Genomic DNA, 25565 nt, shown 5'->3' on the forward strand with positions numbered 1-25565 from the left:
GTTCTTTCGTCTGTAGAGAGTTTCGCCCGAAAGTGGGGCGCTTCCTCTCGCCTTCGAAGAGAAGAGAGGAAACGCCCCACAGTACACTCGTCATCGTCGGCTCAGAGCCTTAGAACACTGGCACCACAGCGCCCTTATAGGTGGAGTTAATGTAGTCGCGTACAGCGTCCGACTTCAGTGCCTTCGCGAGCTCCTTTGTCTTTGCGGAGTTCTGGTTACCATCCTTTACCACGAGGATGTTCTCGTAGGTTTTCGCAGCGAGGTCGCCTGCCTTCTCGGTGGCCAGAGTATCCTTCGTCGGGTCGAAGCCAGCCTGAATAGCATAGTTACCGTTCAGCGCGGCGATGTCCACATCCTTAATCACCGTCGGCACCACGGCCGCTTCGAGTTCCTTAAACTGCAGGTTCTTCGGATTCGAGGTGATGTCCTTCGGCGTTGCATTAATGTCCTGCGGATCCTTCAGCTTGATGAGGCCTGCAGACTGCAGAAGCAGCAGTGCGCGCGCTTCGTTCGTGGCATCGTTTGGTACGGCCACGGTCGCACCATCTGGCAGAGCGTCGAGCGAGGCCGTCTTTCCTGGGTACAGGCCGAATGGCTCGAAGTGGACGCCCTCGACGGAGACGAGGTGTGTGCCCTTTTCCTTATTAAAATTATCCAGATATGGCTTGTGCTGGTAGTAGTTCGCGTCCACTTCGCCGTCCTCGGTCGCGGTGTTCGGCTGGACATAGTCCGTGAATTCCTTAACGACGAGCTTATAGCCGTCCTTCTCCACGATGGACTTCACGGCCTTGTTCAGGATTTCGGCGTGTGGCGTCGGGCTGGCAGCCACGGTGATGGTCTTGTCATCCGTCTTCGATGCGGCACCCGCGTTCGTGCAGGCGGCCAGGCCGAAGGAGACGAGTGCGGTGGCGGCTACGAGCGCGCCGAGTGCCTTGATGCGTGTGGTCTTCATATCTATCTCTTTTCTCGCTATGTTTCACGTGAAACGTGTATGCGCTCCACTATAGACCGCTTTTTCGCGCTGAGAGAGCGGTTTATTATAGGTGTTCTTTATAGTGGGTAGAAGACCCGCGTTTTTGCGCGGATAAAGGGAGTTTTTTCGTTATGTCAATTTTTCATTTCGCTCCGCGTGCTCACCATGCGAAGCGCGCTCTGACCGTCGTGGCAGTGGTGGCGTGGTTCGGCGTCATCCTTACGAACCTCGGGAACGTCTTTGACATCTACCCACGAGAATCGGGCAACTGGCCTGGCTTATATGGCCATTCAGCACACGGCTGGCCAGGAGCTGCGCAGCGCTTCATCGAAGGCATCAGCTACTTCACCATGATTTCGAATATCCTCGTAGCGGTGGTCTTTACGCTGCTCGCCATATCGTTTAAGCGCACTTTCTGGCGTGTGGTCTTCGTGGATACTGCTCTGCTTATGATTACCGTCACATCGCTCGTTTTTCTCACAGCTATCCTTCCATTCCTGAACCTCAACGGGCTGGCCCTTCTCACTTCGCCGTGGCAGCACGTCATCGTCCCGGTCAGTGTCTGGGTGGTCTGGCTACTCTGGGGGCCGCGCGGTTTTAGTGAAGGGTACTCACGCTGGCGCGTGATGCTCAGCACGCTCATCATTCCAGCACTCTGGTCCGTGTGGATGCTCACCTATGGAGCTCTGACGAGTTACTATCCCTATGGCTTTGTGAATGTAAACCAGCTGGGCTACGGGGGAGTGGTAATCTCGCTGCTCGTCGTCATGGCTCTGGGACTCGTTCTCGAGGGGATTTTTATCTGGCTCGACCGGATCCTCATGCGCCGCTAAAACTTGTATACTGATACTGGATATTCGTCGCTCTAAGGGAGGAGACGTGGATATAGCACAGTTCCTCGCATATGCGCAGGAGATGTATGGCATCGAAGCTGAGCCGAAGCTGGTAGGTGCGCAGCATCAGTGGGTGCTGTGTCATCCCGATACAGGAGCATGGCTTGCTCTCCTTCTGCAGCAGTGGGATGAGACGACTGGCGAGTACCGCGAGTGTATGGACGTCAAGTGCGGAACTCTTACTCCTCTCCTGGCTGCGAAGCCGTATATGACGTCAGCCATACGTATGCGGAGCTCACAGTGGGTGGGAGTCTTCTTCGGTGATGATGCTCCTGCATACGAAGTCTCGCGGCTCCTCGATATGGCTATGGAGCTGGAAGACCGTAAGACTGCCACATTCATCCTCGATGAGAAGCCTCACACGCCACAGTACGAGGATAGTGCTCTGCCTTTCGCGCGGCTGAATGCGCCGAACTCGGGGCATGTGTGGGGGTCGCGTCACCAGCTGCAGATGCCTGAAAAGATTCGTGACATGATGCAGCTCTATGATTTTGCGGATACCTCTCCAGCAGCGAAAGCGAAAAACTTCGTACGGCAGGGGCGTTTCATGGCTGCATATGAGGATCGCACCTCCTGGGATTTTGATGTCTCGAAGCGCTATACGACATATCATGACCTGAATTTGCGCGAACTGCGAGGATACTTTTCCTGGCGTACAGCATTACGCCGCGGTTCCGTGTCTCCCGTCTCGCGCTCGCTGGCATATATGTACGTCTCTGAGCTGCTGTGTGGCATAGGTGCGAACTCTCCGAAAGATGTTCTGCACCAGCTCGGACGCTTCGAGAAAAACTATGCGACCATGTGGGGTGGGTCTGCCATGCTGAACTTCATCCGCACGTGTCAGAAGGACTATGCTATCCTTCATGGCTTCGGTGCGGAGGTGGCGAAAAAGTACCTCACAGATAAGCAGACATACTATGACGGGGTACTGAGCGTGCTGAAAAATGCTGCGTCCCATACGGATAAAGATGTTTTCCAAGCATTGTGCGCTTTTGAGGAGGAACGTCTGTGGAGCACTCCCGTGTTTAAAGAAGACCATCAGCGTGGAGAATATCTTTTCGCACAGCTATGGAGAAGGCTTCTTGCACAGGAATCAGAAGAATCAGAGAGCTTCTTCGAAAAGTGCTTCGGCCACCAGGAGACCCGTGTGTGGTATCCTTTGCGCGAGGCTGTGTACTGGGAAGAGCTCGAGGCTACAGATACAGATGTGGTTCTTCACCCTTTGCGGTCCTACCACTTACGCTCAGGGCACTGGAGTGCGAGAGAATATGATCCGGAAGAATTCCATAGGGATGTCATCGAGCAGATGGTCCACGGTGCAGACAGAATCTGGCGCAAGCAGCTCAAAGTACGCGGACGCCTGCAGGCGCGCTCGTATGAAGCCTGGGTGGAGCCACATGCTCAGGCTGTCCTGGATGAGTACGTGGCTCAGCAGCGGCGTGCCGAAGAAGAAGCGCGCCGAGAAAGTGTTAAGATAGACTTCACTGAATTAGATACGATTCGTCACGATGCACACGTGACGCAGGAGAGCTTACTGACGCAGGAGGAGCGCGAGAGCGCTGAGTATTCAGAACCTCGAGAAAGTTCAGTAAGCACAGAGAGTATACAGAGCGATCGTGCACAGGGTGCCCGCGCTGAAGAGACTGAAGAGATACAGAATACGCCAGATACGTATGGCTTAGATGCCCAGACACTACATATCCTCGACGCTCTTCTCGCCGGGGACGATGTACGCGGACAGCTTGAGCAGATGCATGCCATGGCGTCGCTGGTCGCAGAGCAGATTAATGAAGCATTCTTTGAGGAGATAGGGGATATGGTCGTGGACAGTGACGGCCAGACCATCACCCTCGTCGAGGATTACAGAGACGATGTGAGAGAACGTAGAGGAGAAAAAATTGGCAGAAACGACTAAAAAAGTCCCGCGCCGTATCGCGCAGACGGTGCTGAACTCGCTGAAGGGCGGTGTGGTGCCGCGCATAGGCCTGCCGTACATCGCGGTGGGGCGGAAAAACGAGGTGGAAGCGCTGCTGCACGACGTGGATATTATCTCGGAGGGCGGCGCGTCCTTCCGCTTTATCGTGGGGCGGTACGGGTCTGGAAAAAGCTTCCTCATCCAGACCATCCGGAACTATGTTATGGATAAAGGGTTTATCGTGGCAGACGCGGATCTCTCGCCAGAGCGCCGGCTGCAGGGCTCGCGCGGGCAGGGTCTGGCCACATACCGCGAGCTCATCTCGAATTTGTCTACGAAGTATAAGCCGGAGGGGAACGCGCTCACCCTTATCCTGGACAGGTGGATAAGTACTGTGCAGTCGGAAGCGCTGCAGGAGACGGGCGCTGCCCTGGGCGACCCTGTGCTCACGCAGGCGGTGGATCAGAAGATTTACGCGGTGACTTCGTCGGTCAGCGAGCTCGTGCATGGATTTGAGTTCGCTACGCTGCTTTCGCGCTACTACCACGCGTATGTGGAGGGCGACGATGAGACGAAGATGAAGGTGGTGCGCTGGTTCAGAGGCGAGTATGCGCTCAAACGGGAGGCGAAGTCCGAGCTGGGTGTGAACATCATCATTTCGGATGATGATTGGTACGACTACATCAAGCTTTTCGCCATCTTCTTCCGTAAGGCGGGATATGCCGGGATGATGATTATGATCGACGAGCTGGTGAACATCTATAAGATTCCGCATTCCGTGACGCGGCAGTATAACTACGAGAAGATGCTCACCATGTATAACGACACACTGCAGGGGAAGGCGCAGTACCTCGGCATTATCATGGGCTCGACGCCGCAGGCCATCGAGGATAAGCGGCGCGGCGTGTACAGTTACGAGGCGCTGCGCTCCAGGCTTGCCGAAGGGAAATTCTCCCGCCCCGGAGCACGCGATCTTCTCGCTCCCGTCATTCGCCTCGACCCCCTGAATCCGGAAGAGATGCTGGTTCTGTGCGAAAAGCTGGCGGATATGCACGCGGGGCTGTACGGCTACGAGCGGCACATCAGCGAGCAGGAGCTCGGCGGCTTCATTCAGCTCGAGTACTCGCGCATCGGAGCCGACCAGAACATCACGCCGCGCGAAGTGATACGAGACTTCATCGAGCTGCTGGACATCGTGTACCAGAATCCGTCTGTGAAGATAAACGAGCTGCTGAGCTCGGGGGAGTTCCAGTATGCGCAGTCGCAGGCTATCCCTGGGGATAGCGCGGGGGTCGCGGGAGCTGAGCCGGGCGCAGCGGGATCGGTAGATGCGCAGTTCGCGGAGTTCACGCTGTGAGTGAGGCAGGATTCAGCGCCTTCGAACGCTACGCGCCCTTCATCCAGGATTACATCTACGAGTCGGGATGGCAGATGCTACGTGGCGTGCAGAACGCCGCAGCAGATGCCATCTTTACCACTGAGGAGAACGTGCTGCTCACCGCCTCCACAGCCTCGGGAAAGACGGAAGCGGCCTTCTTTCCCATTCTCACTCTGCTGGATGAAGAGCCGCCGTCGAGCGTGGGTGCGCTGTACATCGCACCCCTGAAAGCGCTTATTAATGACCAGTTCGAGCGGCTAAATGACTTGTGCGAGCAGGCGCATATTCCTGTGACGAAATGGCATGGAGATGCCTCCCAGGCTCAGAAGCGTAAGCTCCTGCGCACTCCTGCAGGAATCCTCCAGATTACCCCGGAGTCTCTCGAATCACTGCTGCTGAACAAGCATATGGAGATCCCGTCGCTCTTCCATGACCTGCGCTTCATCGTCATCGACGAAGTGCATTCGCTCCTGCGCGGTGACCGCGGCCTGCAGACGTTCAGTCTCATCGAGCGCCTGTGCGCGCTCGCCGGATGCCAGCCGAGGCGCGTGGGCTTGTCTGCCACCATAGGAGACCCTGAGGCTGCTGGCCGCTTTATCTCTGCGGGAAGTGGGAGCGGATGCATTATTCCGAGCGTCGAAGGCGGTAAGGATGTGTGGCGTCTGTCCATGGAGCATTTTTATACGAGTGGGCCTCAGGCAGGGGAGGGTGAATTGGCCTCGGGAACGGACGTCCAGCAGCGCACGCGGGACGTCGCGCTGCTCGACGAGCCGACGGACAGCGCGCCGGCTGCCGCGGATCCGGGCGCGGGCTACATCTTCGAGCATACGCGCGGGAAAAAATGCCTCATCTTCACGAACTCGCGCGAAGAATGTGAGGCCGTCTGCCAGCAGCTACGCCAGTACTGTGAGGCGCGCGGCGAGGCGGACCGTTTCCTCATCCATCACGGAAATCTGTCCGCGTCGTACCGCGAAAGTGCGGAAGAGGAGATGAAAGACGACTCCTCGCTGCAGTCCATCTGCGCCACGGCCACGCTCGAACTGGGCATAGACGTGGGTCGGCTCGAGCGCGCCTTCCAGCTGGACGCACCGTTTACCGTCTCTGGATTCCTGCAGCGCATGGGCCGCACCGGCCGGCGCGGTGACCCGTCCGAGATGTGGTTCGTCATGCGTGAAGACCATCAGCTGTCGCGCGCCATGCTGCCCGAGCTCATCCCGTGGTATCTGCTCCAGGGCATCGCTCTCGTGCAGCTCTACGTGGAGGAGCGTTTCGTGGAGCCGCCGCGCCTCGACCGCCTGCCGTACAGTCTGCTCTACCATCAGACCATGAGCACGCTGGCCTCGTCGGGTGAGATGACGCCGGCGCAGCTCGCCTCGCGGGTGCTCACGCTGTCGTGCTTTGCGCGCATTACGCAGGATGATTTCCGCGTGTTGCTGCGCCATTTGGTGGAGATAGACCACATTATGGTCACTGAGAATGGTGGGCTCATCGTGGGTCTGGCCGGAGAGCGCGTGGTGAATAATTATAAGTTTTACGCGGTGTTCCAGGAGAATGTGGAGTATTCTGTGCGCTCGGGGTCCGAAGAGCTCGGCACCATCGTGAAGCCGCCTCCTGTGGGAGATAAGATAGCCATCGCTGGACGCGTGTGGGCTGTGGATGAGCTGGACCATGAGCGGCACATCGTGTACTGCACGCTCGTAAAAGGCCGCGTTCCGGCATACTTCGGTGATACGCCGGGGGACATCCATACGCGCATTCTCGAGAAGATGTACGAGGTTTTACGCGAGGACAGCAGCTACCCGTACCTCATGCGTCATGCGGGGTACCGTCTGGCTGAGGCGCGCACCACGTTCGACATGTCCGGTATGGAGCGCTCCCCGCTCATAAACCTCGGCGGGAAGATGTGGGTGCTCTTCCCGTGGCTCGGCAGCTACGCGTTCCTCGCTTTAGAGCGTTTTCTGAAGGTGAAGTGCGGGGAGCGGCTGGGCTTGCGCGGCCTGACTGCCTCGCGCCCGTATTATATCCAATTCACCATGGAAGCTTCCCGCGATGAGTTCTTCCGCGTCGTAACTGAGGAGGCCGCGAAGACGTTCGATCCGCTCGACCTCGTGGACGAGAAGGAGAATCCGGTCTTCGAGAAGTACGACCCGTATGTGCCTGCTGAGCTCGTGCGCAAGGGCTTTGCGTACGGTGTACTGGACGTGGATGGCATGCGTGCGCGCGTGGCTGGCTGGGCTGAGGGCCATTCTTCCGCAGTCGTCGCTAGTAACGACTGGACAGAGGCACTCTCGTAAACTTACGCTAAAGATGTAGCCATTTTTCACCTTCCTCTACGCTAAAAATGGCTACATCTTTAGCGTAAGTTTTTCATTACATCACAGCCGCGCGCACGCCGGCGAAGATGAGCAGCATGATGGGGTAGAAAACGTAGAAGAACCACTTCTGCCACGCGTGGGTCATACCGCGCGAGCCGTTACGGTAGTGCAGGAGTGCCACGCCCATGCTCGGAAGAATAAAGAAGCAGGCGCTGAGGATGGCGGCGCTCATCATCATCGTATTCTCGTGACGAGCCAGGGTATGGAAGATGATGGTGAGCAGCAGGAGCAGGATGCCAGCCTGCATGACCTGCTGGCGCACGCCTGCATGCAGGAGGAAAATCCACAGAGCTCCGGCAGCCATCAGACCCAGTATGCGCGCCCAGCGCCAGGCTGCGCCTTCGGGGGCATAGACGTCCACGAGAGCCAGTGTGGCCAGGCAGATGACGAGGGCGAAGAGTGGATTCTGCGAGGTCCAGTCCATCACACGCCCTGAGGTGACGAGGTCATAGGGGACTTCGGAGACGAGAGCCAGACCGAGGAGGCGCAGGCCATACGCCCAGCGGCTGCGCGTATGCGTGTAGCCCTCCACTAGTAGCCATGCGTACAGGGGGATGGCCATCCAGGAGAGTGCTTCGCACAGGACTGCTATGGTGAGATTCGCAAAGTCGGGATCTGTAGGAGAGACGAGGGACCCGAGTAAGGAGAGAACGATAAGGACACTGCCCACTACTTTCAGAGTGCGTGAGCTGAGCCCGCGCTGCTTGCGAGAATCTGGCATGAAGGCTCCTTCCCGAGAATGACCGAGGGTAACTGAGAGTGAATACTCATGAGGGGATATGTCTGAGTATACATATCCCCTCATGAAGATGAAATGCGAAGGTGAAGGAAGAATTGGCCTTAGCCCTTCACCGCGCCGGACATGGACTCCTGGTAGAAGCGCTGCATAATGATGAACAGCACAGCTATAGGAATGGAGATGATCACAGCAGCAGCAGCGAAACGCGAGAACCAATCATTCAGATACTCGCGCGACAGCATCTGGTATAAGCCCAGCGCCACCGTGTAGTTATCCTGCGTACGGCTGATAGCGCGCGCCATAACGAAGTCCAGCCACGGTCCGAGGAAGGACGTGAGCGCCTGGAAGACGAGCATAGGCTTACAAATAGGCAGAATAATCTTCGTAAAGACCTGCCAGCGCGTGCAGCCATCGAGGTACGCAGCCTCGTCGAGGGACAGCGGAATCGTATCCATGTATCCCTTCATGACGTAGAAGCCCGCGCCCGCACCCGCCGAGTAGACGAGGATCAGCGCGATGGTCACGCCGATGCCCTGCGTCAAGCCCAGAGACTTCAGAATGAAGTAGATAACGACCACAGACATGATGCCTGGGAACATGCCCAGCACGAGCACGATGTTCATGAACGCCTTACGGAAGCGGAAGCGCAGACGGCTCATGCAGAAAGCCACGCTCAGCACGAAGAACGTGCTGATAGAGCACACGATGATGGAGATGACCAGCGTGCGCAGGAACATGCTCGGGAAGTTCAGGATGTGCGTATCCGTGAAGAGCTTCACATAGTTATCGAAGGTGTAGCTCGTCGGGAAGAAGGTCTCGTTATACGGGCCAGGATTCGTGTTAAAGCTCTCGAGAACCACCCAGACTATAGGCAGAATCCAGATGATAGTGAGAACGCTGAGCAGGACGTAGCTCAGGACGTCGCCGAGGATGCGGCGGGCGCGCTGGTTCTTCCAGAACGGCAGGCGTGTGCTGGCGGACTCGGCCTGCGCCGAGCGTGCGCTTTTTTCCATGACGGACTGTGACTGTACAGAACTCATCTGAAGCCTCCTTCATCCTTATAGGATGCGCTGTTACGGTACGTGATGAGGGATACGACCGCCAGAGTGATGAACGTAAAGATACCGATGACTGCACCGAGGTTATAGTCCCCACGGTCCACGGTGAGCTTATAGAGCCACGTGATGAGCAGGTCAGTCTGGCCGGCTGTGTCGCCCACTGGAGTAGGGCTGCCACCGGAGAGCAAGTAGATGACGTTAAAGTTATTCACATTACCCGTGAAGGTGGTGATGAGGTATGGCGTCAGCACGAAGATGAGGTACGGCATGGTGATCTTCGTGAAGGTCTGCCACCAGTTCGCACCGTCGAGGCGTGCGGCCTCGTACTGCTCGGCTGGCAGATTCTGCAGAATACCAGTAATCTGCATGATGGTGAATGGAATACCCACCCACAGGTTCACGAGGATGACAGTGACGCGCGCCCACGTAGCATCCGTGAAGAATGGCAGCGGTCCGCTGATCCAGCCCCAGGACTCGAGCAGACGGTTCACCGCGCCTTCTGGCTGAAGCATCTGGTTAATGACGAGAAGTGAGACGAACTGCGGCACGGCGATGGACAGCGAGAATGCTGCACGCCAGAAGTTCTTCAGGCGTGTGGTGCGGCGGTTTATGACCATGGCCAGGAACATGCCGAAGAAGAAGTTCAGGAAGGTGGCGAAGAATGCCCAGACCAGCGTCCAGATGAGCACGCTGACGAACTGGTTCGCGGTGACGGCGCCCGTGGCTGCGAAGAGCTGTCCGAAGTTCTGGAAGCCCACCCAGTCGAAGAGCAGCACGTGGTCGGAATCATAATTCGTGAAGGCGATGACCATCATGATGACCGTAGGCAGCACGGTGAAGGTGAGAATGCCCACCACCGGCAGACTCATGAGAGCCACCTGCGCGTTATCGTTCGTGATCATGCGGATGTCGTCCGCGAAGGTAGGAACTGTCCCGTCGCCCGCGAGACCGCGTCCGCGCTCGCTTCCGCCGTTCGCCGTGCTCGCAGCTGCCAGCACCTGCACCTTATACGCACTGCGGACAGCATATGTCCAGAAGAGGATAAAGAGCACGGTGAGGAAGAGCGCGCTGATGCCTGCGACGAGCAGGAGCACCGAGTTATCGCCCGGATTATAGTGCCAGTATCCGTCTATCTTCTGTTTGCTTTGCGTGCGCCATCCGAGCGAGACGAGCATGGCGAGTGCCTGGCCGCCGCTGAGGATCATGTACGCGATGTATGCGACTTCTACCGCGAGGAAGAGCAGGCCTTTCGTGATCTGCTTGTGTGCGAGGTTCCCCGCGCCGAGCACGAGAAAGCTCAGGCGCGTGAAGACGTCGCCCCGCGCTGCTGCCGCGCGTACTGTATACGCGGATGGCGGGATGTAGTCCGCGCTGTGGCGGTTTTTCCGTATGTTTTTCATCTTTTTTCTTCCCAATTTTCCCATATCTGATTTTTCGCGCTCTTTACACGCCGTCTCACTACATGAGACTCTTATACGACTGCATCCACTTTTCGGTCAGCTCTGCAGCGTTCGTATGGGTGACTTCCTTGTTATAGAGGGACTTTCCGAAGTTCTCACATGGTGACCAGAAGTTATTCATTTCTGGGATGGATGGCTGAACTACGGAGGTCTGTGCGATGGTCTCCATCTGAGCTGCAGCCACGGGATCTTTCGCTACCTGTGCGTCACTGCTCAGCTCGGTGTCCGACGGAATGACCGAACGCATGGTGTAGTGCGCCTTCTGAGAGTACGTGCTGCTGAGGAATGCAGCGAACTGATCGGCTGCCACAGGGTGCTTCGTATATGGATTCCAGCCGTAGACCGTGGAGCCAGCGAAGGACTTCATCTGCACCTGCTTACCGTTCAGGGTGAAGCTCGGTAGCTTCGCCACACCCCAGTCATCTCCGAGGTTTTCGCGCACGGTGGCTGCATCCCAGTTACCCGTGAAGACCACGTCCGTCTTTCCAGACTTCAGTCCTGCCAGGCCCGAGCCATCCGTATCGTTCACGAAGTTCGGGTTCGCGCGCAGGTCCACGAGGTAGTTCGTCACTGCAGCACCGGTCTCGCCGCCGAACTGCACGCCAGACTTCGCATCTGTGCCATTCGGTCCGAAGAGCGTACCGCCAGCGCCGAGGTAGAAGGAGGCGAGGTACCACGAGTTCGTCAGAGGGAAGGAGACTTTACCTTTCGCGAGCATCGCGTCGAGGGAGGTGAGATCCTGCTCGGTGAACTTACTCTTGCGGTAGTACATGAACCACGTATTACCGGCCAGCGGCATGCCGTACACGTTCCCGTCCGAAGCGGTGACGGTATCCACCATGGTAGGGTTTCCGGCGGTCTGTTTTTTCAGCTGTGCCATGGCGTCATCACTCATCTGTCCCACGGCGCCTGCCTGCACGAGCGTGCCGAGCTGGTCGCTGGCGAAAGTGTACACGTCTGCGGCCACGGTAGGGTCCTGCTTTGCGATGGTGGCGGCATCTGCCGAGGCGACTACCTGGTTCTGCCATGTGATGGCATATTCTGGGTGGCGCTTCTGGAACTCGGCTTCCATGGTCTGCAGCCACGAGTTCTGGTCTGCCTGGTCTTCCTGTGAGGCCCAGACAGTGAGCGTCATTTTTTCGCTACTGGAGCTGCTCGGTCTGCATGCTGCCAGTCCGGCGAGAGCTAGGAGTCCCGCGCAGGCTGCTGCTGTGGCTTTCCTCCACTGAGCAATCATCCTTGATTCCTTTCTATCCTCCTCGTGTAGGGAGGTGAGATGCTGTGGTGCTTCTGCTTTCCCTTCTTCCCTACTTCTGTACGTTAGCGTAGCACGTTCTGCAAACGTATGCAAGAGGACGTTTTGTGTGTTTTATGTCAATTTCTGTCTTGTCTACGTGCTGTTCTGTGCATACGTATGCAGTGGTGAGTGAAAATTTTTTCGTGCCGACCGTCCGAATTCGTGCTGTCAGGTGGCTTATAGCGTAGCGAGGTGACGAACCGAGGGAAAGGCCCTCGAACCGCGCTGCAGAAAGAAGGTCATCATGACTGACGTGATGGTACAGGAAACGCAAAAGTGGCTGAATGCTACGTACCGTGGAAAGCAGGGATATTCTGTGATTCGCGAGGACGGACAGACGGGATGGACTACCATCTATGCTCTGCTTCATGCTCTTCAGATAGAGCTCGGTATTACTGCTACTGCGGATGCTTTCGGTCCAGGTACGCAGTCCCGCTTTATGCAGCGCTGGCCTGGTGGCATCGTGGAGCAGAATCAGGGAGCTGCTACCACGAATAACGTCTATGGAATTATCCAGGGTGCTCTGTGGTGTAAGGGATACTCGACAGGGGCATCTACTATCACTCGGCACTTCTATGGTGGTACCGGTGATGCCATCCGCGCACTGAAGAATGATATGGGTATAGGTGGTGACTCAAAGGTCACTCTGGATGTCATGAAGGCTCTGCTGAGTATGGACCAGTACACACTCCTCATTCGTAATGGCGGTAAGGCTTCTATTCGTTCCATCCAGCAGCAGATAAATAAGCAGTATCATGCGTATACGGGCATTATTCCTGCTGATGGTCGTTATGGGCGTGAGATGAATACGGCTCTCATCCAGGTACTTCAGTCTCTCGAAGGGTACACGCCAGAAGATGCTACCGGTAACTTCGGTGATGGAACTACAGCGAATCTTCGTGTTATTACTCCGAATAATGCTGGAGCGTATCCTCAGTGGCTCTGGCTTATAACCGCGGCTCTGACCTGCAATGGGTATGACGTGAAGTCTCAGGGTGTATGGACGTGTGTGAAGGCTTTCCAGCGTGACTACGCTCTCCCGGTGACCGGCATCGTGGATAAGAGCACGTGGATGAGTCTTCTGATATCCTGCGGTGATCCAAATCGTTCTGCTAAGGCATGTGACTGTGCTACTGTGCTGAATGCACAGCAGGCGAATGATTTGCGCAGGGCAGGATTTACGCATGTGGGTCGCTACCTTACGGGGACTGTGGGCGTAGGCGCAAACCGTAAGTCTAAAGCACTGACTCGTGAAGAGGTAGCGAACATACGCCAGGCGAATCTTTCGGTATTCCCTATCTATCAGGATGGTGGATACTATCCAGAGTATTTCAGCTCTGCGCGGCAGGGAGCTGTCGATGCCTATACGGCTATGGCAGCAGCACAGAAGATGGGATTCCCTAAGGGAACTATCATTTACTTCGCTGTGGACTTCGATGCATATGGATATCAGATCGATGATTTGATTATCCCATACTTCGAGCAAGTGAGCATGGCTTTTAAGAATTCTGCGAATAAGCAGTCTTATAGGGTAGGTGTGTATGCGCCACGCCTTGTGTGTGAAAAGCTTGATCAGCTGAAATATGCTCAGAGTTCTTTCGTAGCGGATATGTCTCGTGGATTCGCGGGTAATCTCGGATACTCTATTCCGAAGAACTGGGCTTTCGACCAGTTCCATGAGTATACGTTTGGGTCTTCCCCTAGCTTCGCTATAGATAAGGATGCATATTCTGGGCGTGATACTGGAACGAAAACTCTGATTCCTGTGGATGAGAAGACGGAGAAGGAGATTTCTCAGAGTTCGATGAATTCTATACGTATGGCAGCTACTGATGCTTTTGCTAGAGAAGTCATTCAGCCGCTTGGTATATTTACGTCATTGATTTCCATAGATTGGGGATATGAGAGAACGATGCAGGTGCAGCATATTACGACTCCGGATTATGATGTAGATGTGGAGCTAAAAGTGTCCTCATCTGTACAGAGTAATGCGAGTGAAGATGCACTAATCCATGTGAAAACTGATTCTTCTGGAAAATTGGATGTATCGACAGAGAACGAAATTCGTGACCTTAAGGCATCGTTTGATGTTCCTGGGGTCGGATCAGATTTTGATTTTAGGAAGCTTATCTCCTCTATTGGTACATCAGTGAAGTCTGGAAATATTTCATTCACCACGACGTTTAGCTCTCCTGCAGAATTCAGTTTTGATATAAGTGTTACATCGGAGAATCTACTTCCCGATGGTACTGACGGCGCGCTTTATGCTGAGGTAGTCGTATCGTATTCGTTTACGCTCCATCCACAGAGTCATTATCATTTCCAGCTTCCGGACATTTCTCTTCAGCCGATGGATAATACTCTTGTCAGCAGTTTAGTCGGTGCACTGATGATAATCATTGCTGCAGGATCGATAGCGGCTTTTCCACAACTGCTTCCTCTCTTTGGAGTTCTAGTGTGAGCATAATATACTAGAGTAAAGTTATAAGGTTAAAGAAGGAGGAGCTCCTGTGGAGCACATGCATGGTAAAAAGCGGGTGCGGAAACTTTTGCTTGTATGTGTGGTTACAGTGCTCCTCCTTTTTTCTCAGTTCGGTATATATCTTCCTACAGATATCCATGAAATCCCAGATTTGGGCGATATCCCAGGTGATATTCCGCTTATTACACAGCGAAATTCGTTATTAGTCGAAGTCTATGTATCGCAAGATATGCGTGATAATACTTTGTATGTGGAGATGGGAGGGGATAGGCTCTGGCAACCGCTGGATGTAAGGCGCAGATTTAAGATTCCTTTTGGACGTCGTGCTACTCGCGATGATGTGAAAGTAATATGGTATAGCAAAGAGAATGGCACAGAGGAAGTAGGAGAACCTGATAGAGTGAATGATCTATCAGCTCGTGTAATAGTCTCAGATGGAAAGAAAGAGATTTTTAATCACCTTGAATCATTTGTAGAGAAAAAATACACGATTGAGGGATGGCTGATTATGCATTGTGATGTCTTTAATGCGTGTATCCAGTATATGCCGGGCATATAGCCATAAGATTCATATAATACCTGGGCTAAAGTGCCTACTGGCTCTAGTTATTCTTAGAGTAATGCTTGGGAGATGAAGTATATATCCATCTTCCCAAGCATAGTTTTATATGTTTTCATTGCGGATGAGAAGCGGAGAAATTGCTTTCTATATTCACTAAGAATCCGTGGTGTCCATGACCAGTTATCTCTTTATCAAAATAGATAAAATTAGCCTTCTCTCGGAGTTGCGAGATATCTGGCATGAATTTAGTATTATCAGCTATAATGATTTGCCCCTCATTCTGGTGAGAGATGAGGAATGCATAAACTGCTTCAGGAATGACATCTATAGGCTTCATACTTTCTGGGTCGCTCTGTGAATTATCCAGCCCCAGAAGTGGTGTGTCGATGAGCGTGACACTAGGCGAGGAATAGGCTTCTTTTGAAGCGAGATAACTCCTAAAAGTAAGCATAACCGCAGTATTAATGAGGGATCGGTAGCCCTGTCCCTCGCCGTCTTTACTTTGTCCATTCACGATGGCATCGAATTTCTCTTTATTCATGTGCGCATCAGATAAATGAGGAAACTTGAGCTCAGTGAGGACATCGAGTAAACGGGCACTCATCTCATCCCAGAAGTTCTCGGGGAAGTAGCTTTCCATAGAGGGTGAAGAAGCTACAAAAGTGAGTGTTTTTCTTCTCGATATCTCTTCCATGGACTTGTCGTATGAGGCTTGTAGCTCGTCCCTGTGAGAGATGATACGTGAGATGGACGTATATTCGTGTATCAGCGATTCGAGATTATCGAGCTGCGGGGCGAAATCCTGAGAAAGGGAATCAGATATTTTCTGAGTGCGGCTAAGGAGCGAAGCCTCGTTCTCAGCTAATTGATGGCGTTCACTTTGAATAGACTCTATGGTGTGCTCTAAGTCTTCGAGACGTGAGTATGCTTCTGCTCGTTCTTCGGATATTGATACCGTCCGTTCATTTTCGAGTGAGGCAGGAACAGGCTGATCGCATACGGGGCAGAGTAAAGCATTTGGATATGTATCGATAAGAGACTGTCCTTCAGAGATGAACTCGAAACGTTCTATCTTCGCACGGTAGATAGAAGCGAGCTCAGAGTAACGAGCCAAGGTGACATCATCGTTCGTGAGCTGTTCTCTTACATGTGCGAGATTACTCGCTAGTTCTGCACCTTCTGACGAAAGGAGTTCCATGGTTTCCCGGATATGGTGAGAGCGCGTGACGAGTTCTGATATCGTCGTGTCGAGAACCGAAGAGTCGTACTCGTCTACGAGAGCATTTGCTTCTGTGAGAGCAGCCTCATACTGCTGAGCGTTTTCTTCGAGATAACTGAGTATGGCAGCGTTTTTAGCTTTCTGAACTTTCTGGCTCTCGTGGTTCTTATACTCCGAGAAATCCTTTCCCGTAATCAAAGTAGAAAGTGCTGCCTTTGAACTCGTCTGGGCTGTAGTTGTATCTGGCAAGAGTATAGAAGCGCTTTTACTTATGGCATTCTCTTCCGCGTAGAATGCATGCCAGAAAGACCTCCATGTAAACGTCTGAAGGCCATAGTCTTTATTCTTGAGTATGCGAAGGGAATCGGAGTCTGGAAAGCCTATGAGTCGGAGCCAGAAAGAAGAGAGAGAAGGGCGTTTCGAAGAATTTACGGAATAATTTCCGGAAGAAATATCTGGGTGAAAGCTACGAATAGTTACAGTGCTGTCTCCTTTCCCTATAGAACGTTCTAGCGTAATGTCTTGAGACTCAAAGGAGATAGTCATACGCACGAATGCGTATCCGACAGATTCGTTTACTCGGAGGCTGCTGGATGATGCACCGAACATATAATCGATGCAGTTAAGTACCCAGGACTTTCCGGTGTTAGAAGGACCATAGATGACATTAAGCCCTTCTTTAAAATCGATGTATGAGTCCGGGCTGGTAGGATGTCCGTAGACTCCTATGCGTTTAATCCAGAAGTGAGGCTTCATCACTCTTCTCCTTTCGTCGAAGTGGATAAAATGTAGGAGATGATTTCTGCTTCAGAGCGTCCTGATATCGTGTGAAGTACGTCTTGTATGGATTCGTACAAGCGCTTCGCATAAGCAGTGTGGAATTCGTTTGCAGCATTGCGCCCTAAGCGTGTGAGTGTATAGCATGAAACGTGCTTAGGCACTGTAATGGTGACGAGGTCTTTAAGAACGAGCTGGCGTATCCCACGACTAATAAGCCGTGTACGAGTGGGAAGCTCAGTGGAGGCGAATCTATGAGTTCCATTCATATCGTAGCGGCCGACGTTCAGAGTAGCTGCGTTCACTGATAAGGTATCTATCGCCGCCAGGTAGTCGATGGACACAGGAGTACCGATAGCTTTCATCAGAAGCAGAATACGTAGCATAGCTTCGTATTCTGTATCGAGGATTCTGGCTTTATGCATTATGCTGACCATGACAGTCTTCCTTCGTTAACAAGTTCGTGGCATGCACCCTTTTCGCATCGTGGAGAGATAAGACTGCGAATCTGAGAGAGCTTGACGTTATCGAGTACTACGTGCGTAGCCTGACCGAGAGTGCTCAGCAAACGTTCTTGTTCTGAGTCATAGGGGAGCAGATTAATGTCTATAACCCCTTGCTCTATGGCCTCGAGAAACATCTCGAAAAGAGGCGCTTCAGTATCATTATCGAGAGAACTCCATGATGTTTCTTTGACCCATTCAGCATCATAGAATGCTTGGCGCTGCTGTTCAAAATGAGACCTCATACGCTGAGGTATATCGGCTACCGTAGGATTCTTTACCGTAGGAAGATTTTCACAGTAGGCATGAAGCAACGCATGAACGTAGACAGCTTCAGTATCTTTAATATCTTCTGGTACTGGAATCTTCGCTGGTATATCGATGACATCATCTGCTAAGTGAAGCTTATGAGTTTCGGGGTCTATGAAAGGTGTCCTAGACCGAGTAGGCTGCGTAGCAGGAGGAATAATCTTTGTTTGTGAGTGGGCCGTAGCAGCTTCTCTAAAAATCTCTAAGAAGAGTACTCCTACTTCTTCTGCTACATTTCCTTTGTTAATAGAAGGGTACTGATAGTGGAGATCGCGTGCGAGGAAGTTCAGCGCATCTTCTTCCACATTGGACATGAAATTTGTTCTGAAGGCGTCGATGTCCCATCTGTTGCAGAGCTCTTTTGCGAGCTTTGTACTGATATGATCTGACCCGTTCGCATAGTTCTTCCAAGTACGTAGTGCACGAAGCTCCTGAGCGCTCTCGCCAGAGCCGGTAAGTCCACATTCTATGAGGTTTGCTAAGAATTCTCCCTTATTATGTGACTGCTGAGCATAGGGAGCAAGGATGTCGATGAGAGCTTTGAGGGCTGTATCTTTTTTACGAAGTCGTTTTCCCATCGTTTTCCATCCTTTCCCATCTTTTCTCGGTCACTTCTCCAGACCCGGTGAGGCATTCTAGAAGAAGCAGAACGTACCAGTAGTTCCTTCCTTCTAAGGATACGCCGAATAGCGCGAAAAAGACCGTATGTTCTGCACTGTAAACACGCAAAATGATGGCCGTAAGGAGATGGAGAAAGATGTAAAACGATGGGTCGATGAATGATCGTGACTCATCCTGCCGGTGAGGGTGAGTTATGAAGTAAGTACAGATGACTGCGCAGTCTTCATAATCTGGAATCTCGTGATGTGCACATGGAGTGGCTTTACGTATACGTAAAGCCACTCCATAACGTTCCTTCATGACAGATTCCTGCTAAAAGCACACGGTGAGATTCCTCGCATAATGAGGAAGACTCCACGATGGATGAATTAGACATAGAACAGTCACTTGCACAGTTTGATAGGGAATGGGAGAAAAACGACCGGGCAAATACGAGAGGTGACCGACATACTCAGCTTTCACTGTTTACATGGGAAGATAGCCATTTTGCTACTTCGGGAGACATAGAAGCAGAAACTATGGAGAGGCAGCTGATGGATGTAGTTTTTTCATCGTTATCACCGCGGCAGAGAAAATTACTCTGGCAGGTGGCGGTAGAGGGGTATACCTTTACCGAGATAGCACGTGTAGAAGAGAAGAGCGAATCTGCTATCAGAAAAGCATATAATCGCGCTGTGGTAACCGCTCGAAAAGTGTGTGAGCGGATAGATAGATAAAATCCATGCAGTAGGTCACGTGTAGGGGAGAAAACGGGAACCTTCTCTACACGTGGCATATCCGCGCCCACTCGGTTATCAGCTGGGTTCATCCTGTAAGACGTAGCTTTATTCTGCTGGGCGACGAGCGTAGTCTTCTCTTCTAGAGAAGCGAAAGTGAATGAGTATGCGCAGTAGAAAGTATGTGTCTGTATCGGCTGATTATCTCACCACGAATCTCGCGTATAGTGCGCTATTATCTGTACTTCCTCTTATCATCACGCAGCAGATAGGATCGGCGAGTATCATCTCAGGAATCATGCTGGGAGTATTATCTGCAGCTGCGCGGGGCAGTACCCTTTTCCTCGGTCGCGTTATCGAAAGGGTATCCACATTCTATCTCATGCAGTGCGGTTTAGGCATGACCGTCCTCGGATTACTCGTTTTTTCGTGGATGGTAGAAGCGCTTCCTATCGCTTCTGTGGTCGGGCTCATTCTGCTGGGTGTGGGAGTATCCGTAGTGAATTTTACTCTTCGCGGGCATATCATAGCCACCACTGCTGATGCGAAAGAACAGACGTCGTTTTTCTCCCTCGTGTCCTTGTGTGCGAGTGGAGGTGCAGCCATCGGTCCCATCGTCGCATCCTTTATGCAGAAGGAATTCGGTCTTCTGCCTTTCGTTCTCCTTCTTACGGGTATTTATGTAGTCGCATTCCTGTGCACGGGAGTTTTCTTCGACCGTCGAGTGTATATCCGTACTGCAGAGGAGGCATCTGAGAAAAGCAGGTCTTCTGTCCTCGTCACTCTTCGAGGACTGCTCAGTAGTCGCACCACGATGCCCGTCGTAGTCATCGTGGTCATCGGCAGCGTCATGAATGGTCAGCTTTTTTCTGGTATGGCGTTCGAATTTCAGGAGTTTTCATCCAGTCTGCTGCCAGCGGGAGTATTTTTCACCGTAGATGCTGTGGCAGTCATCTGTCTTCAGCTTCCTGTGAATATGCTCATCCTGCGCATTATGAGTTCGGGGAAAACATCGTCATACTGCATGGGCGTAAGTCTAGCGTGGTATAGTACGGCTTTTCTCCTCTTTGCTGCAGGCACCTTGAGTCATACTGTAGGGATTATATGTGCTGCGCTTATCCTGTTCTCGGCTGGCGAGTGTATGTATGCACCGCTGACGAATGTGGCTATGGTGGAATCAGGGGAGAGCATGCCTCTCGTCGATGTGCTGAACTGTCGGCTTCTCTTAACGGCTGTAGGAGAGTCGCTTGGTTCTTTCTGCGGAGGATTCCTCGTTCCGCTTTTTATAGCTCAATTCCATACTGCAGCGCCGTACTGGGCAGCTCTCGCCCTTATCGCAGCATGTACGCTGGGGAGTCTTCTCTATCCCACGTCTTCATCTCGAAGATATAACCTACGATAAGCAGTAGCACAGGTATGAGAAAACGGGTGAAGACAGCATTCGTATAAAAACCGAGCATGAGCGCTGTGGTAGCGAGCACGGGGATAACTGCTTCTACGAGGGTGCGTAGGCTTCTCCGGCCATACAGGTGTATGTTCGTGGTGAGCATAGTCACGTATACATAACAGGTGATGCCCACATAGAGGAGGATAACTGCTGGATGTGGAGCGCCCCACGCTCCCGAGAGATAGTCAGGTATGCTCACCAGCCATGCGGTAAAGAGGAACATACTCATAGCAGGCACCTCCGTGAAGTGGATAAATTGCCCTCTATTCTACCCCCCCCGAAAGCAGAAAAGCAAAACGCGCCGGCATGTGCCGAAAAGGTACACGTGCCGGCGCATCTGAAGAAAAGGAAGCGGAACGTCTACGCGAGATTCGCCGCAGCAGCGCGGTCTATCATCCACAGGCTCTCTTCCTTACCGCGCGCATACGAGCTCGGTACATTCGCGTGGTCGGCCTCGTAGAGTGCACGACCCACGGCATCGCTCTTCCGCTCGCCCGAGGCGAAGACCCATACGAAGTCGGTGCTTTGGATGAACGGAACCGTGAGAGTCACGCGCAGTGGAGGCATCTTCGGGGAGTGCGCCACGCCCAGGCTCTTCACAGCCGGGTCGCTGGACAGCACTTCGTCATGGCCTGGGAAGAGGGATGCGAAGTGACCGTCGGGGCCCACGCCGAAGAGGGCGATGTCCAGCGTGCCTTCAGGACCGAGCTCGCGTTCGAGCTCAGCCTGGTACTCGCGTGCAGCAGCCAGGAGGACAGCGTCATTCTCGGCGTCACTCGCGCTCGCGGCAGCCTCAGCAGTGCGCGTCTCAGCAGGCATCTCATGAATATTCTCCTCAGGAAGCTCGCCCGAGGCTACGAGCGCATCCAGCCAGGCTTCGCGCGCCTGCAGAGCGTTACGGTCTGCATGGTCAGCAGGAACGAAGCGCTCGTCTCCCCACCAGAAGTGGACGCGGGAGAAGTCCACGGCCGCGCACAGCGGACTCTGAGCAGCCGCTGCGAGCACGGCTATGCCATCCGTGCCGCCGGTGAGCGCCACATCCACGCGCTCCTGCGCGGTCAGCAGGTCCGAGATGCGTAGCAGCAGACGCGCTGCCACTGTCTGGATGAGAGTCTCTTCAGTGTCATAAACGAGAACGTTACGCTGTACAGAATCCATGTGTGCTCCTTGCTTACGTCGTCGGTGCTCAGTTAGCGCTGTGTGGTCCAGTGGTCGTGACTAATCATATCCCACCCCTCGGTAAGAACGGCGTTATAGATCTCGTCAGGATCGAGGCGGCGCAGCTCTTCGGTCATGCAGTCGCCCAGGGTGCGGTGTGGCACGGAGATAGTCTGCTTCATCTGGCCAGGCTTCGTGATGAAAAGGTCTGAGGAAGCGTCGCTCGGGCGCTCGATGACGGAGTCTCCATCCGTGCGGTGGAAGACCACGCCACGCACAGCCGAGACGTGCTCGTCCACTTCGAAGGAGACAGGAACCTTCAGAGCCCAGGCGAGCCAGGCACCGAGCAGGTCTACGGACAGCGAGTGGCTGTTCCCGCGTACAGTCACCGACTGGATCTCGGTGTGTGGTGGCTCGTCCACGAGAGCGGCCAGTAGGCCACGCCAGACGGTCAGACGCGTCCACGCGAGATCGGTTTCTTCCACAGTGTGGTGCTCTCGCAGCGTGAGGAATGTGGCCATAGGGTCAGCAGTCATCTGCGCATCGGTGATGCGGCTGCGCGTCATGCTGCCGAGCAGAGAGGTGGATGGGGATGCTGGCGTGCTGCTGCTCCACCAGGCCACCACAGGAGCGTCAGGAACGAGCAGTGGCAGGACGAGAGTATCGAGGTGGCGCAGCAGGCTTTCTGCTGGGCGCAGCACGATGACTTCGCCAGCGCCGCCGTCTGACCCGAGGCGGATTTCCGCATCCAGTGGAGCCACGGTACCTACGGCTACTGCAGGAAGCGTGGTCATGTCTGGAGCCTCAGTGCGGTCGGTCACGATGGCTATGACGCGGCTCGGATGCTCCTGGCTCGCCTGAATGGCAGTGGCTAGAACGTTTTCGAGTTCGCGTTCGCTCGTGGACACGAGCAGGGTGAGCACACGGCCCTGCGAGGCTTCGCCGCGCTCAGCGTGAGCCTGGGCGAGCTTCGAGGATATCTGTGAAGTGGTGCTCGAAGGAAGGATTTCTATCATGAGAGTGTTCTTTCGTCAGGTGGAGGGAAAATGGACCATTCGCGCGTAAAAAACGAGCATACGCTTACGGCACACGCTTACGGCAGACGCCATGAGCGGCCGTCACGAGCCAGCATCTCGTCAGCCTCCTGCGGTCCCCACGTACCCGAGCGGTACGCCTGCGGCTGTGGCTGCGTGGCCCAGAACTTCTCTATAGGGTCGAGGATCTCCCAGCTGAGCTCCACCTCACGCGTGGTCGGGAAGAGAGGAGGCTCGCCGAGCAGCACGTCGAGGATGAGACGCTCGTAGGCTTCCGGAGACTGCTCGGTAAAAGCGTTTCCGTAGTTAAAGTCCATGTTCACGTCGCGCACTTCCATAGCGGTCCCCGGCACCTTCGAGCCGAAACGCATGGTGATGCCCTCGTCTGGCTGCACGCGGATGACGATGGCGTTATTCCCCAGTTCGGAGGTAGCAGTGTCCTGGAATGGCAGGTGTGGAGCGTGCTTAAAGACCACAGCTATCTCCGTGACGCGCTTACCCAGGCGCTTGCCCGAGCGCAGGTAGAACGGCACGCCAGCCCAGCGGCGGGTGTCGATGTCCAGGCGGATGGCCGCGTAGGTCTCCGTGGTGTCATCCTTTTCGATGCCCTGCTCGTCGAGGAAGCCGTTCACCTTTTCAGCACCCTGCCAGCCTTCGGCGTACTGGCCTCGGGCGGTGTGTGCGCCGAGGTCTTCCGGCAGGCGCACTGCGGAGAGCACCTTAATCTTTTCTGCCACGAGGTCCTTCGCGGAGAAGCTCACCGGCTCTTCCATGGCGGTGAGAGCCATGAGCTGCAGGAGGTGGTTCTGGATGACGTCGCGCGCGATGCCGATGCCGGAGAAGTATCCCGCACGCGTACCGATGCCGATGTCTTCTGCCATGGTGATCTGCACGTGATCCACGTAATTCGAATTCCACACCGGCTCGAACATCATGTTCGCGAAGCGCAGAGCGAGCAGATTCTGCACGGTCTCCTTACCGAGGTAGTGGTCGATGCGGAAGACCGACTGCGGGTCGAAGACTTCCGAGACCACGCGGTCGAGCTCGCGTGCGCTTTCGAGGTCATGGCCGAATGGCTTTTCGATGATGACGCGACGCCACGCGCCCTCGTCCGACTTCGCCAGGCCCGAGTCTGCCAGCTGGCGTGAGACGGTAGGGAAGTCGCGTGGAGGAATGGACATGTAGAAGGCGTGGTTCCCCTGAGTGCCGCGCACCTCGTCCAGCTCGGAGACGGTGTCCGAGAGGCGCTTAAAGGAGTCTGCGTCGTCGAAGGTCCCCTGCACGAAGCGGATGCCGCCCTTCAAGTACTCCCACGTAGACTCGTTAAATGGCGTGCGTGCGTGAGCGAGGATGTTCTCCTTAATGAAGTCCGCGAAATCCTCGTGACTCCATCCGCGGCGTCCGAAGCCCACGAGTCCGAAACCGGCTGGTAAGAGACCGCGGTTTGCGAGGTCGTACACGGCTGGGATGAGCTTCTTCTTACTGAGGTCTCCCGTGACGCCGAAGATGACGAGCGAGCATGGTCCGGCTATGCGTGGAAGGCGCATATCGCGCGGATCGCGTAGCGGATTCGTCCAGTTTTCATCGCGCTCGAGCGGGTTCTGCGCGGATGCTGATGTAGTCATACTAACTCCTCTAATAAAACTACTTTTAGTGTACTGAGGACGCGTTACGTTTCGCCCGGCTTTCGGCATCTGTACGCGAGGCGCGAAACTTTTCTTTATTTTATTTTTTCGGGGAGCGCAGGGGTGGGAACGCGATGTTTCGCGCGCTAGGCGCGCGAAGTCGGGTCCTGCGGTGTGGGGCTGGTCTGCGCGTGCTGGGCGACGCTTACAAGCGCGAGACGCTTATAGACGTGAGACGCTTACAGGCGCGAGACGCGGATGTAGTCTGCGCTCGACTGGCTGACCGCGAAAGGCTCGCTGAGCGCAGCGCCATCACTGGACACAGCCTGCAGGGTGATGGTGCTGTCCTCTTCCTGAAAGGACACCACGCGGATGATGCTATCCACGTGCACGCCATGCTGGTCGAGAGTGCGGAGCAAATCCTCTTCGTCATCGTTCACGCGGGAGAGGACTGCGCTCGCACCCACAGGAACGAGGTTTACATTCATCGTGGTGAAGATGGGAAGAATACCTGCGCGGTCGGGGATAGGGTCACCATGAGGGTCGCGGTCGGGGAAACCGAGCCTCTCTTCCATGCGTTCTATCATCATGTCACTGGCCGCATGCTCGAGGCGTTCTGCTTCTTCGTGAACCTGATCCCACGTGTAACTGAGCTCCCGTACGAGATACGTCTCGATGATGCGATGACGCCTGAGCATGTGAATGGCGAGGTCTCGGCCTTTTTCCGTCAGCTGGATGCCGCCATAAGGAGCGTGCATGACATATCCCTGATCTGTCATGCGAGCCAGAGCGCCCGAGACTGTGGAGGCGCGCATGCCTGTCTCCTGCGCGAGGTCGCGAGGGGAGATGACGCACTGAGGGAGTGCGGTGGAGGTCGCTGAGGCGGTGAGTGCGGTGGAGGTCGCTGAGGCGGTGGGCGCGGTGGAGTCCGCTCCGTCCTTATCTTCGAGGGCGGAGTGCCATTCGTGCAGCTTCCAAATGGCCTTCACATAGTCTTGAGTGCTCGCAGATGTGGTCATAATGC

General features: G+C 54.4%; 21 protein-coding genes. 8 read left to right on the forward strand and 13 right to left on the reverse strand.

Annotated elements, in window-relative coordinates; genetic code table 11:
• Positions 1-109: 109 nt before the first annotated feature.
• Positions 110-952, reverse strand: coding sequence for a MetQ/NlpA family ABC transporter substrate-binding protein (locus ALMA_RS00850; protein ID WP_094725976.1), 843 nt, complete (start codon positions 950-952; stop codon positions 110-112).
• 152 nt (positions 953-1104) lie between these two features.
• On the opposite strand from ALMA_RS00850, the gene ALMA_RS00855 reads away from it, so the two are divergent.
• Genes ALMA_RS00855 through ALMA_RS00870 form a run of 4 tightly spaced genes read left to right on the forward strand, consistent with a single transcriptional unit; the run spans position 1105 to position 7453 of the window.
• Entirely contained in the window at positions 1105-1806 is a 702-nt protein-coding gene (locus ALMA_RS00855; RefSeq protein ID WP_094725977.1) for a Pr6Pr family membrane protein, read from the forward strand.
• 46 nt (positions 1807-1852) lie between these two features.
• Positions 1853-3781 (forward strand): TerB N-terminal domain-containing protein, encoded by a 1929-nt coding sequence (locus ALMA_RS00860; RefSeq protein WP_094725978.1) that lies wholly within the window; start codon positions 1853-1855, stop codon positions 3779-3781.
• On the forward strand, positions 3765-5138 hold the full coding sequence (locus ALMA_RS00865) for an ATP-binding protein (protein ID WP_094725979.1): 1374 nt from the start codon (positions 3765-3767) through the stop codon (positions 5136-5138). The genes ALMA_RS00860 and ALMA_RS00865 overlap by 17 nt, the downstream gene beginning before the upstream one ends.
• Complete coding sequence (locus ALMA_RS00870; RefSeq protein WP_244568812.1) at positions 5135-7453, forward strand: DEAD/DEAH box helicase; 2319 nt, start codon at positions 5135-5137, stop codon at positions 7451-7453. Before ALMA_RS00865 ends, ALMA_RS00870 begins: the two co-directional genes overlap by 4 nt.
• 76 nt (positions 7454-7529) lie before the next feature.
• Here ALMA_RS00870 and ALMA_RS00875 read toward each other — a convergent pair whose 3' ends face one another.
• The 4 genes from ALMA_RS00875 to ALMA_RS00890 all read right to left on the reverse strand — a co-directional run bounded on the left by ALMA_RS00875 (position 7530) and on the right by ALMA_RS00890 (position 12028).
• The gene (locus tag ALMA_RS00875) at positions 7530-8255 is read right to left on the reverse strand and encodes a TraX family protein (protein ID WP_158520623.1); all 726 of its coding nucleotides are present in this window, start codon (positions 8253-8255) and stop codon (positions 7530-7532) included.
• Between the two features lie 119 nt (positions 8256-8374).
• Complete coding sequence (locus ALMA_RS00880; protein ID WP_244568826.1) at positions 8375-9286, reverse strand: sugar ABC transporter permease; 912 nt, start codon at positions 9284-9286, stop codon at positions 8375-8377.
• Positions 9287-9309: 23 nt separating this feature from the next.
• A complete protein-coding gene (locus ALMA_RS00885) occupies positions 9310-10731 on the reverse strand; it encodes a carbohydrate ABC transporter permease (RefSeq protein WP_094725982.1) in 1422 nt (473 codons plus the stop codon).
• Between the two features lie 58 nt (positions 10732-10789).
• On the reverse strand, positions 10790-12028 hold the full coding sequence (locus tag ALMA_RS00890; protein WP_094725983.1) for an extracellular solute-binding protein: 1239 nt from the start codon (positions 12026-12028) through the stop codon (positions 10790-10792).
• Between the two features lie 304 nt (positions 12029-12332).
• Between ALMA_RS00890 and ALMA_RS00895 the strand changes: the two genes are divergently transcribed.
• Positions 12333-14549 carry a glycoside hydrolase domain-containing protein gene (locus tag ALMA_RS00895; RefSeq protein WP_094725984.1) on the forward strand — a complete coding sequence of 739 codons (2217 nt, stop codon included), beginning with the start codon at positions 12333-12335 and terminating at the stop codon, positions 14547-14549.
• Positions 14550-14598: 49 nt separating this feature from the next.
• Positions 14599-15129: a hypothetical protein gene (locus tag ALMA_RS00900; protein ID WP_094725985.1), complete on the forward strand. Its 531-nt coding sequence runs from the start codon at positions 14599-14601 to the stop codon at positions 15127-15129.
• Between the two features lie 115 nt (positions 15130-15244).
• On the opposite strand, the gene ALMA_RS00905 is transcribed toward ALMA_RS00900, so the two are convergent.
• The 3 genes from ALMA_RS00905 to ALMA_RS00915 are packed head-to-tail and all read right to left on the reverse strand — an operon-like array spanning position 15245 to position 18518.
• The gene (locus ALMA_RS00905) at positions 15245-17107 is read right to left on the reverse strand and encodes an ATP-binding protein (protein WP_094725986.1); all 1863 of its coding nucleotides are present in this window, start codon (positions 17105-17107) and stop codon (positions 15245-15247) included.
• A complete protein-coding gene (locus ALMA_RS00910) occupies positions 17107-17565 on the reverse strand; it encodes an ABC-three component system middle component 2 (RefSeq protein ID WP_094725987.1) in 459 nt (152 codons plus the stop codon). The genes ALMA_RS00905 and ALMA_RS00910 overlap by 1 nt, the downstream gene beginning before the upstream one ends.
• A complete protein-coding gene (locus tag ALMA_RS00915) occupies positions 17553-18518 on the reverse strand; it encodes an ABC-three component system protein (protein ID WP_094725988.1) in 966 nt (321 codons plus the stop codon). Before ALMA_RS00915 ends, ALMA_RS00910 begins: the two co-directional genes overlap by 13 nt.
• A gap of 402 nt (positions 18519-18920) precedes the next feature.
• Here ALMA_RS00915 and ALMA_RS00925 point away from each other — a divergent pair, with 402 nt between their 5' ends.
• Positions 18921-19277, forward strand: coding sequence for an RNA polymerase sigma factor (locus tag ALMA_RS00925; RefSeq protein ID WP_094725990.1), 357 nt, complete (start codon positions 18921-18923; stop codon positions 19275-19277).
• A 166-nt stretch (positions 19278-19443) separates the two neighbouring features.
• Positions 19444-20679 carry an MFS transporter gene (locus ALMA_RS00930; RefSeq protein WP_158520624.1) on the forward strand — a complete coding sequence of 412 codons (1236 nt, stop codon included), beginning with the start codon at positions 19444-19446 and terminating at the stop codon, positions 20677-20679.
• On the opposite strand, the gene ALMA_RS08015 is transcribed toward ALMA_RS00930, so the two are convergent.
• The 5 genes from ALMA_RS08015 to ALMA_RS00950 form a co-directional block, all read right to left on the reverse strand.
• A complete protein-coding gene (locus ALMA_RS08015; RefSeq protein WP_148140228.1) occupies positions 20609-20953 on the reverse strand; it encodes a hypothetical protein in 345 nt (114 codons plus the stop codon). The genes ALMA_RS00930 and ALMA_RS08015 overlap by 71 nt on opposite strands.
• A gap of 131 nt (positions 20954-21084) precedes the next feature.
• Complete coding sequence (gene pgl / locus ALMA_RS00935) at positions 21085-21882, reverse strand: 6-phosphogluconolactonase (protein ID WP_094725992.1); 798 nt, start codon at positions 21880-21882, stop codon at positions 21085-21087.
• Between the two features lie 32 nt (positions 21883-21914).
• On the reverse strand, positions 21915-22898 hold the full coding sequence (locus ALMA_RS00940) for a glucose-6-phosphate dehydrogenase assembly protein OpcA (RefSeq protein WP_086106325.1): 984 nt from the start codon (positions 22896-22898) through the stop codon (positions 21915-21917).
• A 77-nt stretch (positions 22899-22975) separates the two neighbouring features.
• Positions 22976-24541 carry a glucose-6-phosphate dehydrogenase gene (zwf, locus tag ALMA_RS00945; RefSeq protein WP_094725993.1) on the reverse strand — a complete coding sequence of 522 codons (1566 nt, stop codon included), beginning with the start codon at positions 24539-24541 and terminating at the stop codon, positions 22976-22978.
• 239 nt (positions 24542-24780) lie between these two features.
• Entirely contained in the window at positions 24781-25560 is a 780-nt protein-coding gene (locus tag ALMA_RS00950; protein ID WP_094725994.1) for a metal-dependent transcriptional regulator, read from the reverse strand.
• Between the last annotated feature and the right edge of the window lie 5 nt (positions 25561-25565).

Source organism: Alloscardovia macacae, from assembly GCF_002259705.1.
Taxonomy (GTDB): domain Bacteria; phylum Actinomycetota; class Actinomycetes; order Actinomycetales; family Bifidobacteriaceae; genus Alloscardovia; species Alloscardovia macacae.

Excerpts from the sequence above, each read along its gene's own strand:
- ALMA_RS00930 (WP_158520624.1), top strand. The coding sequence starts at position 19,444 with ATGCGCAGTAGAAAGTATGTGTCTGTATCGGCTGATTATCTCACCACG.
- ALMA_RS00915 (WP_094725988.1), bottom strand. The coding sequence starts at position 18,518 with ATGGGAAAACGACTTCGTAAAAAAGATACAGCCCTCAAAGCTCTCATC.
- ALMA_RS00940 (WP_086106325.1), bottom strand. The coding sequence starts at position 22,898 with ATGATAGAAATCCTTCCTTCGAGCACCACTTCACAGATATCCTCGAAG.
- ALMA_RS00880 (WP_244568826.1), bottom strand. The coding sequence starts at position 9,286 with ATGGAAAAAAGCGCACGCTCGGCGCAGGCCGAGTCCGCCAGCACACGC.
- ALMA_RS00855 (WP_094725977.1), top strand. The coding sequence starts at position 1,105 with ATGTCAATTTTTCATTTCGCTCCGCGTGCTCACCATGCGAAGCGCGCT.
- zwf (WP_094725993.1), bottom strand. The coding sequence starts at position 24,541 with ATGACTACATCAGCATCCGCGCAGAACCCGCTCGAGCGCGATGAAAAC.
- ALMA_RS00875 (WP_158520623.1), bottom strand. The coding sequence starts at position 8,255 with ATGCCAGATTCTCGCAAGCAGCGCGGGCTCAGCTCACGCACTCTGAAA.
- ALMA_RS00905 (WP_094725986.1), bottom strand. The coding sequence starts at position 17,107 with ATGAAGCCTCACTTCTGGATTAAACGCATAGGAGTCTACGGACATCCT.
- ALMA_RS00895 (WP_094725984.1), top strand. The coding sequence starts at position 12,333 with ATGACTGACGTGATGGTACAGGAAACGCAAAAGTGGCTGAATGCTACG.
- ALMA_RS00910 (WP_094725987.1), bottom strand. The coding sequence starts at position 17,565 with ATGGTCAGCATAATGCATAAAGCCAGAATCCTCGATACAGAATACGAA.
- ALMA_RS08015 (WP_148140228.1), bottom strand. The coding sequence starts at position 20,953 with ATGAGTATGTTCCTCTTTACCGCATGGCTGGTGAGCATACCTGACTAT.
- ALMA_RS00925 (WP_094725990.1), top strand. The coding sequence starts at position 18,921 with ATGGATGAATTAGACATAGAACAGTCACTTGCACAGTTTGATAGGGAA.
- ALMA_RS00850 (WP_094725976.1), bottom strand. The coding sequence starts at position 952 with ATGAAGACCACACGCATCAAGGCACTCGGCGCGCTCGTAGCCGCCACC.
- ALMA_RS00950 (WP_094725994.1), bottom strand. The coding sequence starts at position 25,560 with ATGACCACATCTGCGAGCACTCAAGACTATGTGAAGGCCATTTGGAAG.
- pgl (WP_094725992.1), bottom strand. The coding sequence starts at position 21,882 with ATGGATTCTGTACAGCGTAACGTTCTCGTTTATGACACTGAAGAGACT.
- ALMA_RS00885 (WP_094725982.1), bottom strand. The coding sequence starts at position 10,731 with ATGAAAAACATACGGAAAAACCGCCACAGCGCGGACTACATCCCGCCA.
- ALMA_RS00890 (WP_094725983.1), bottom strand. The coding sequence starts at position 12,028 with ATGATTGCTCAGTGGAGGAAAGCCACAGCAGCAGCCTGCGCGGGACTC.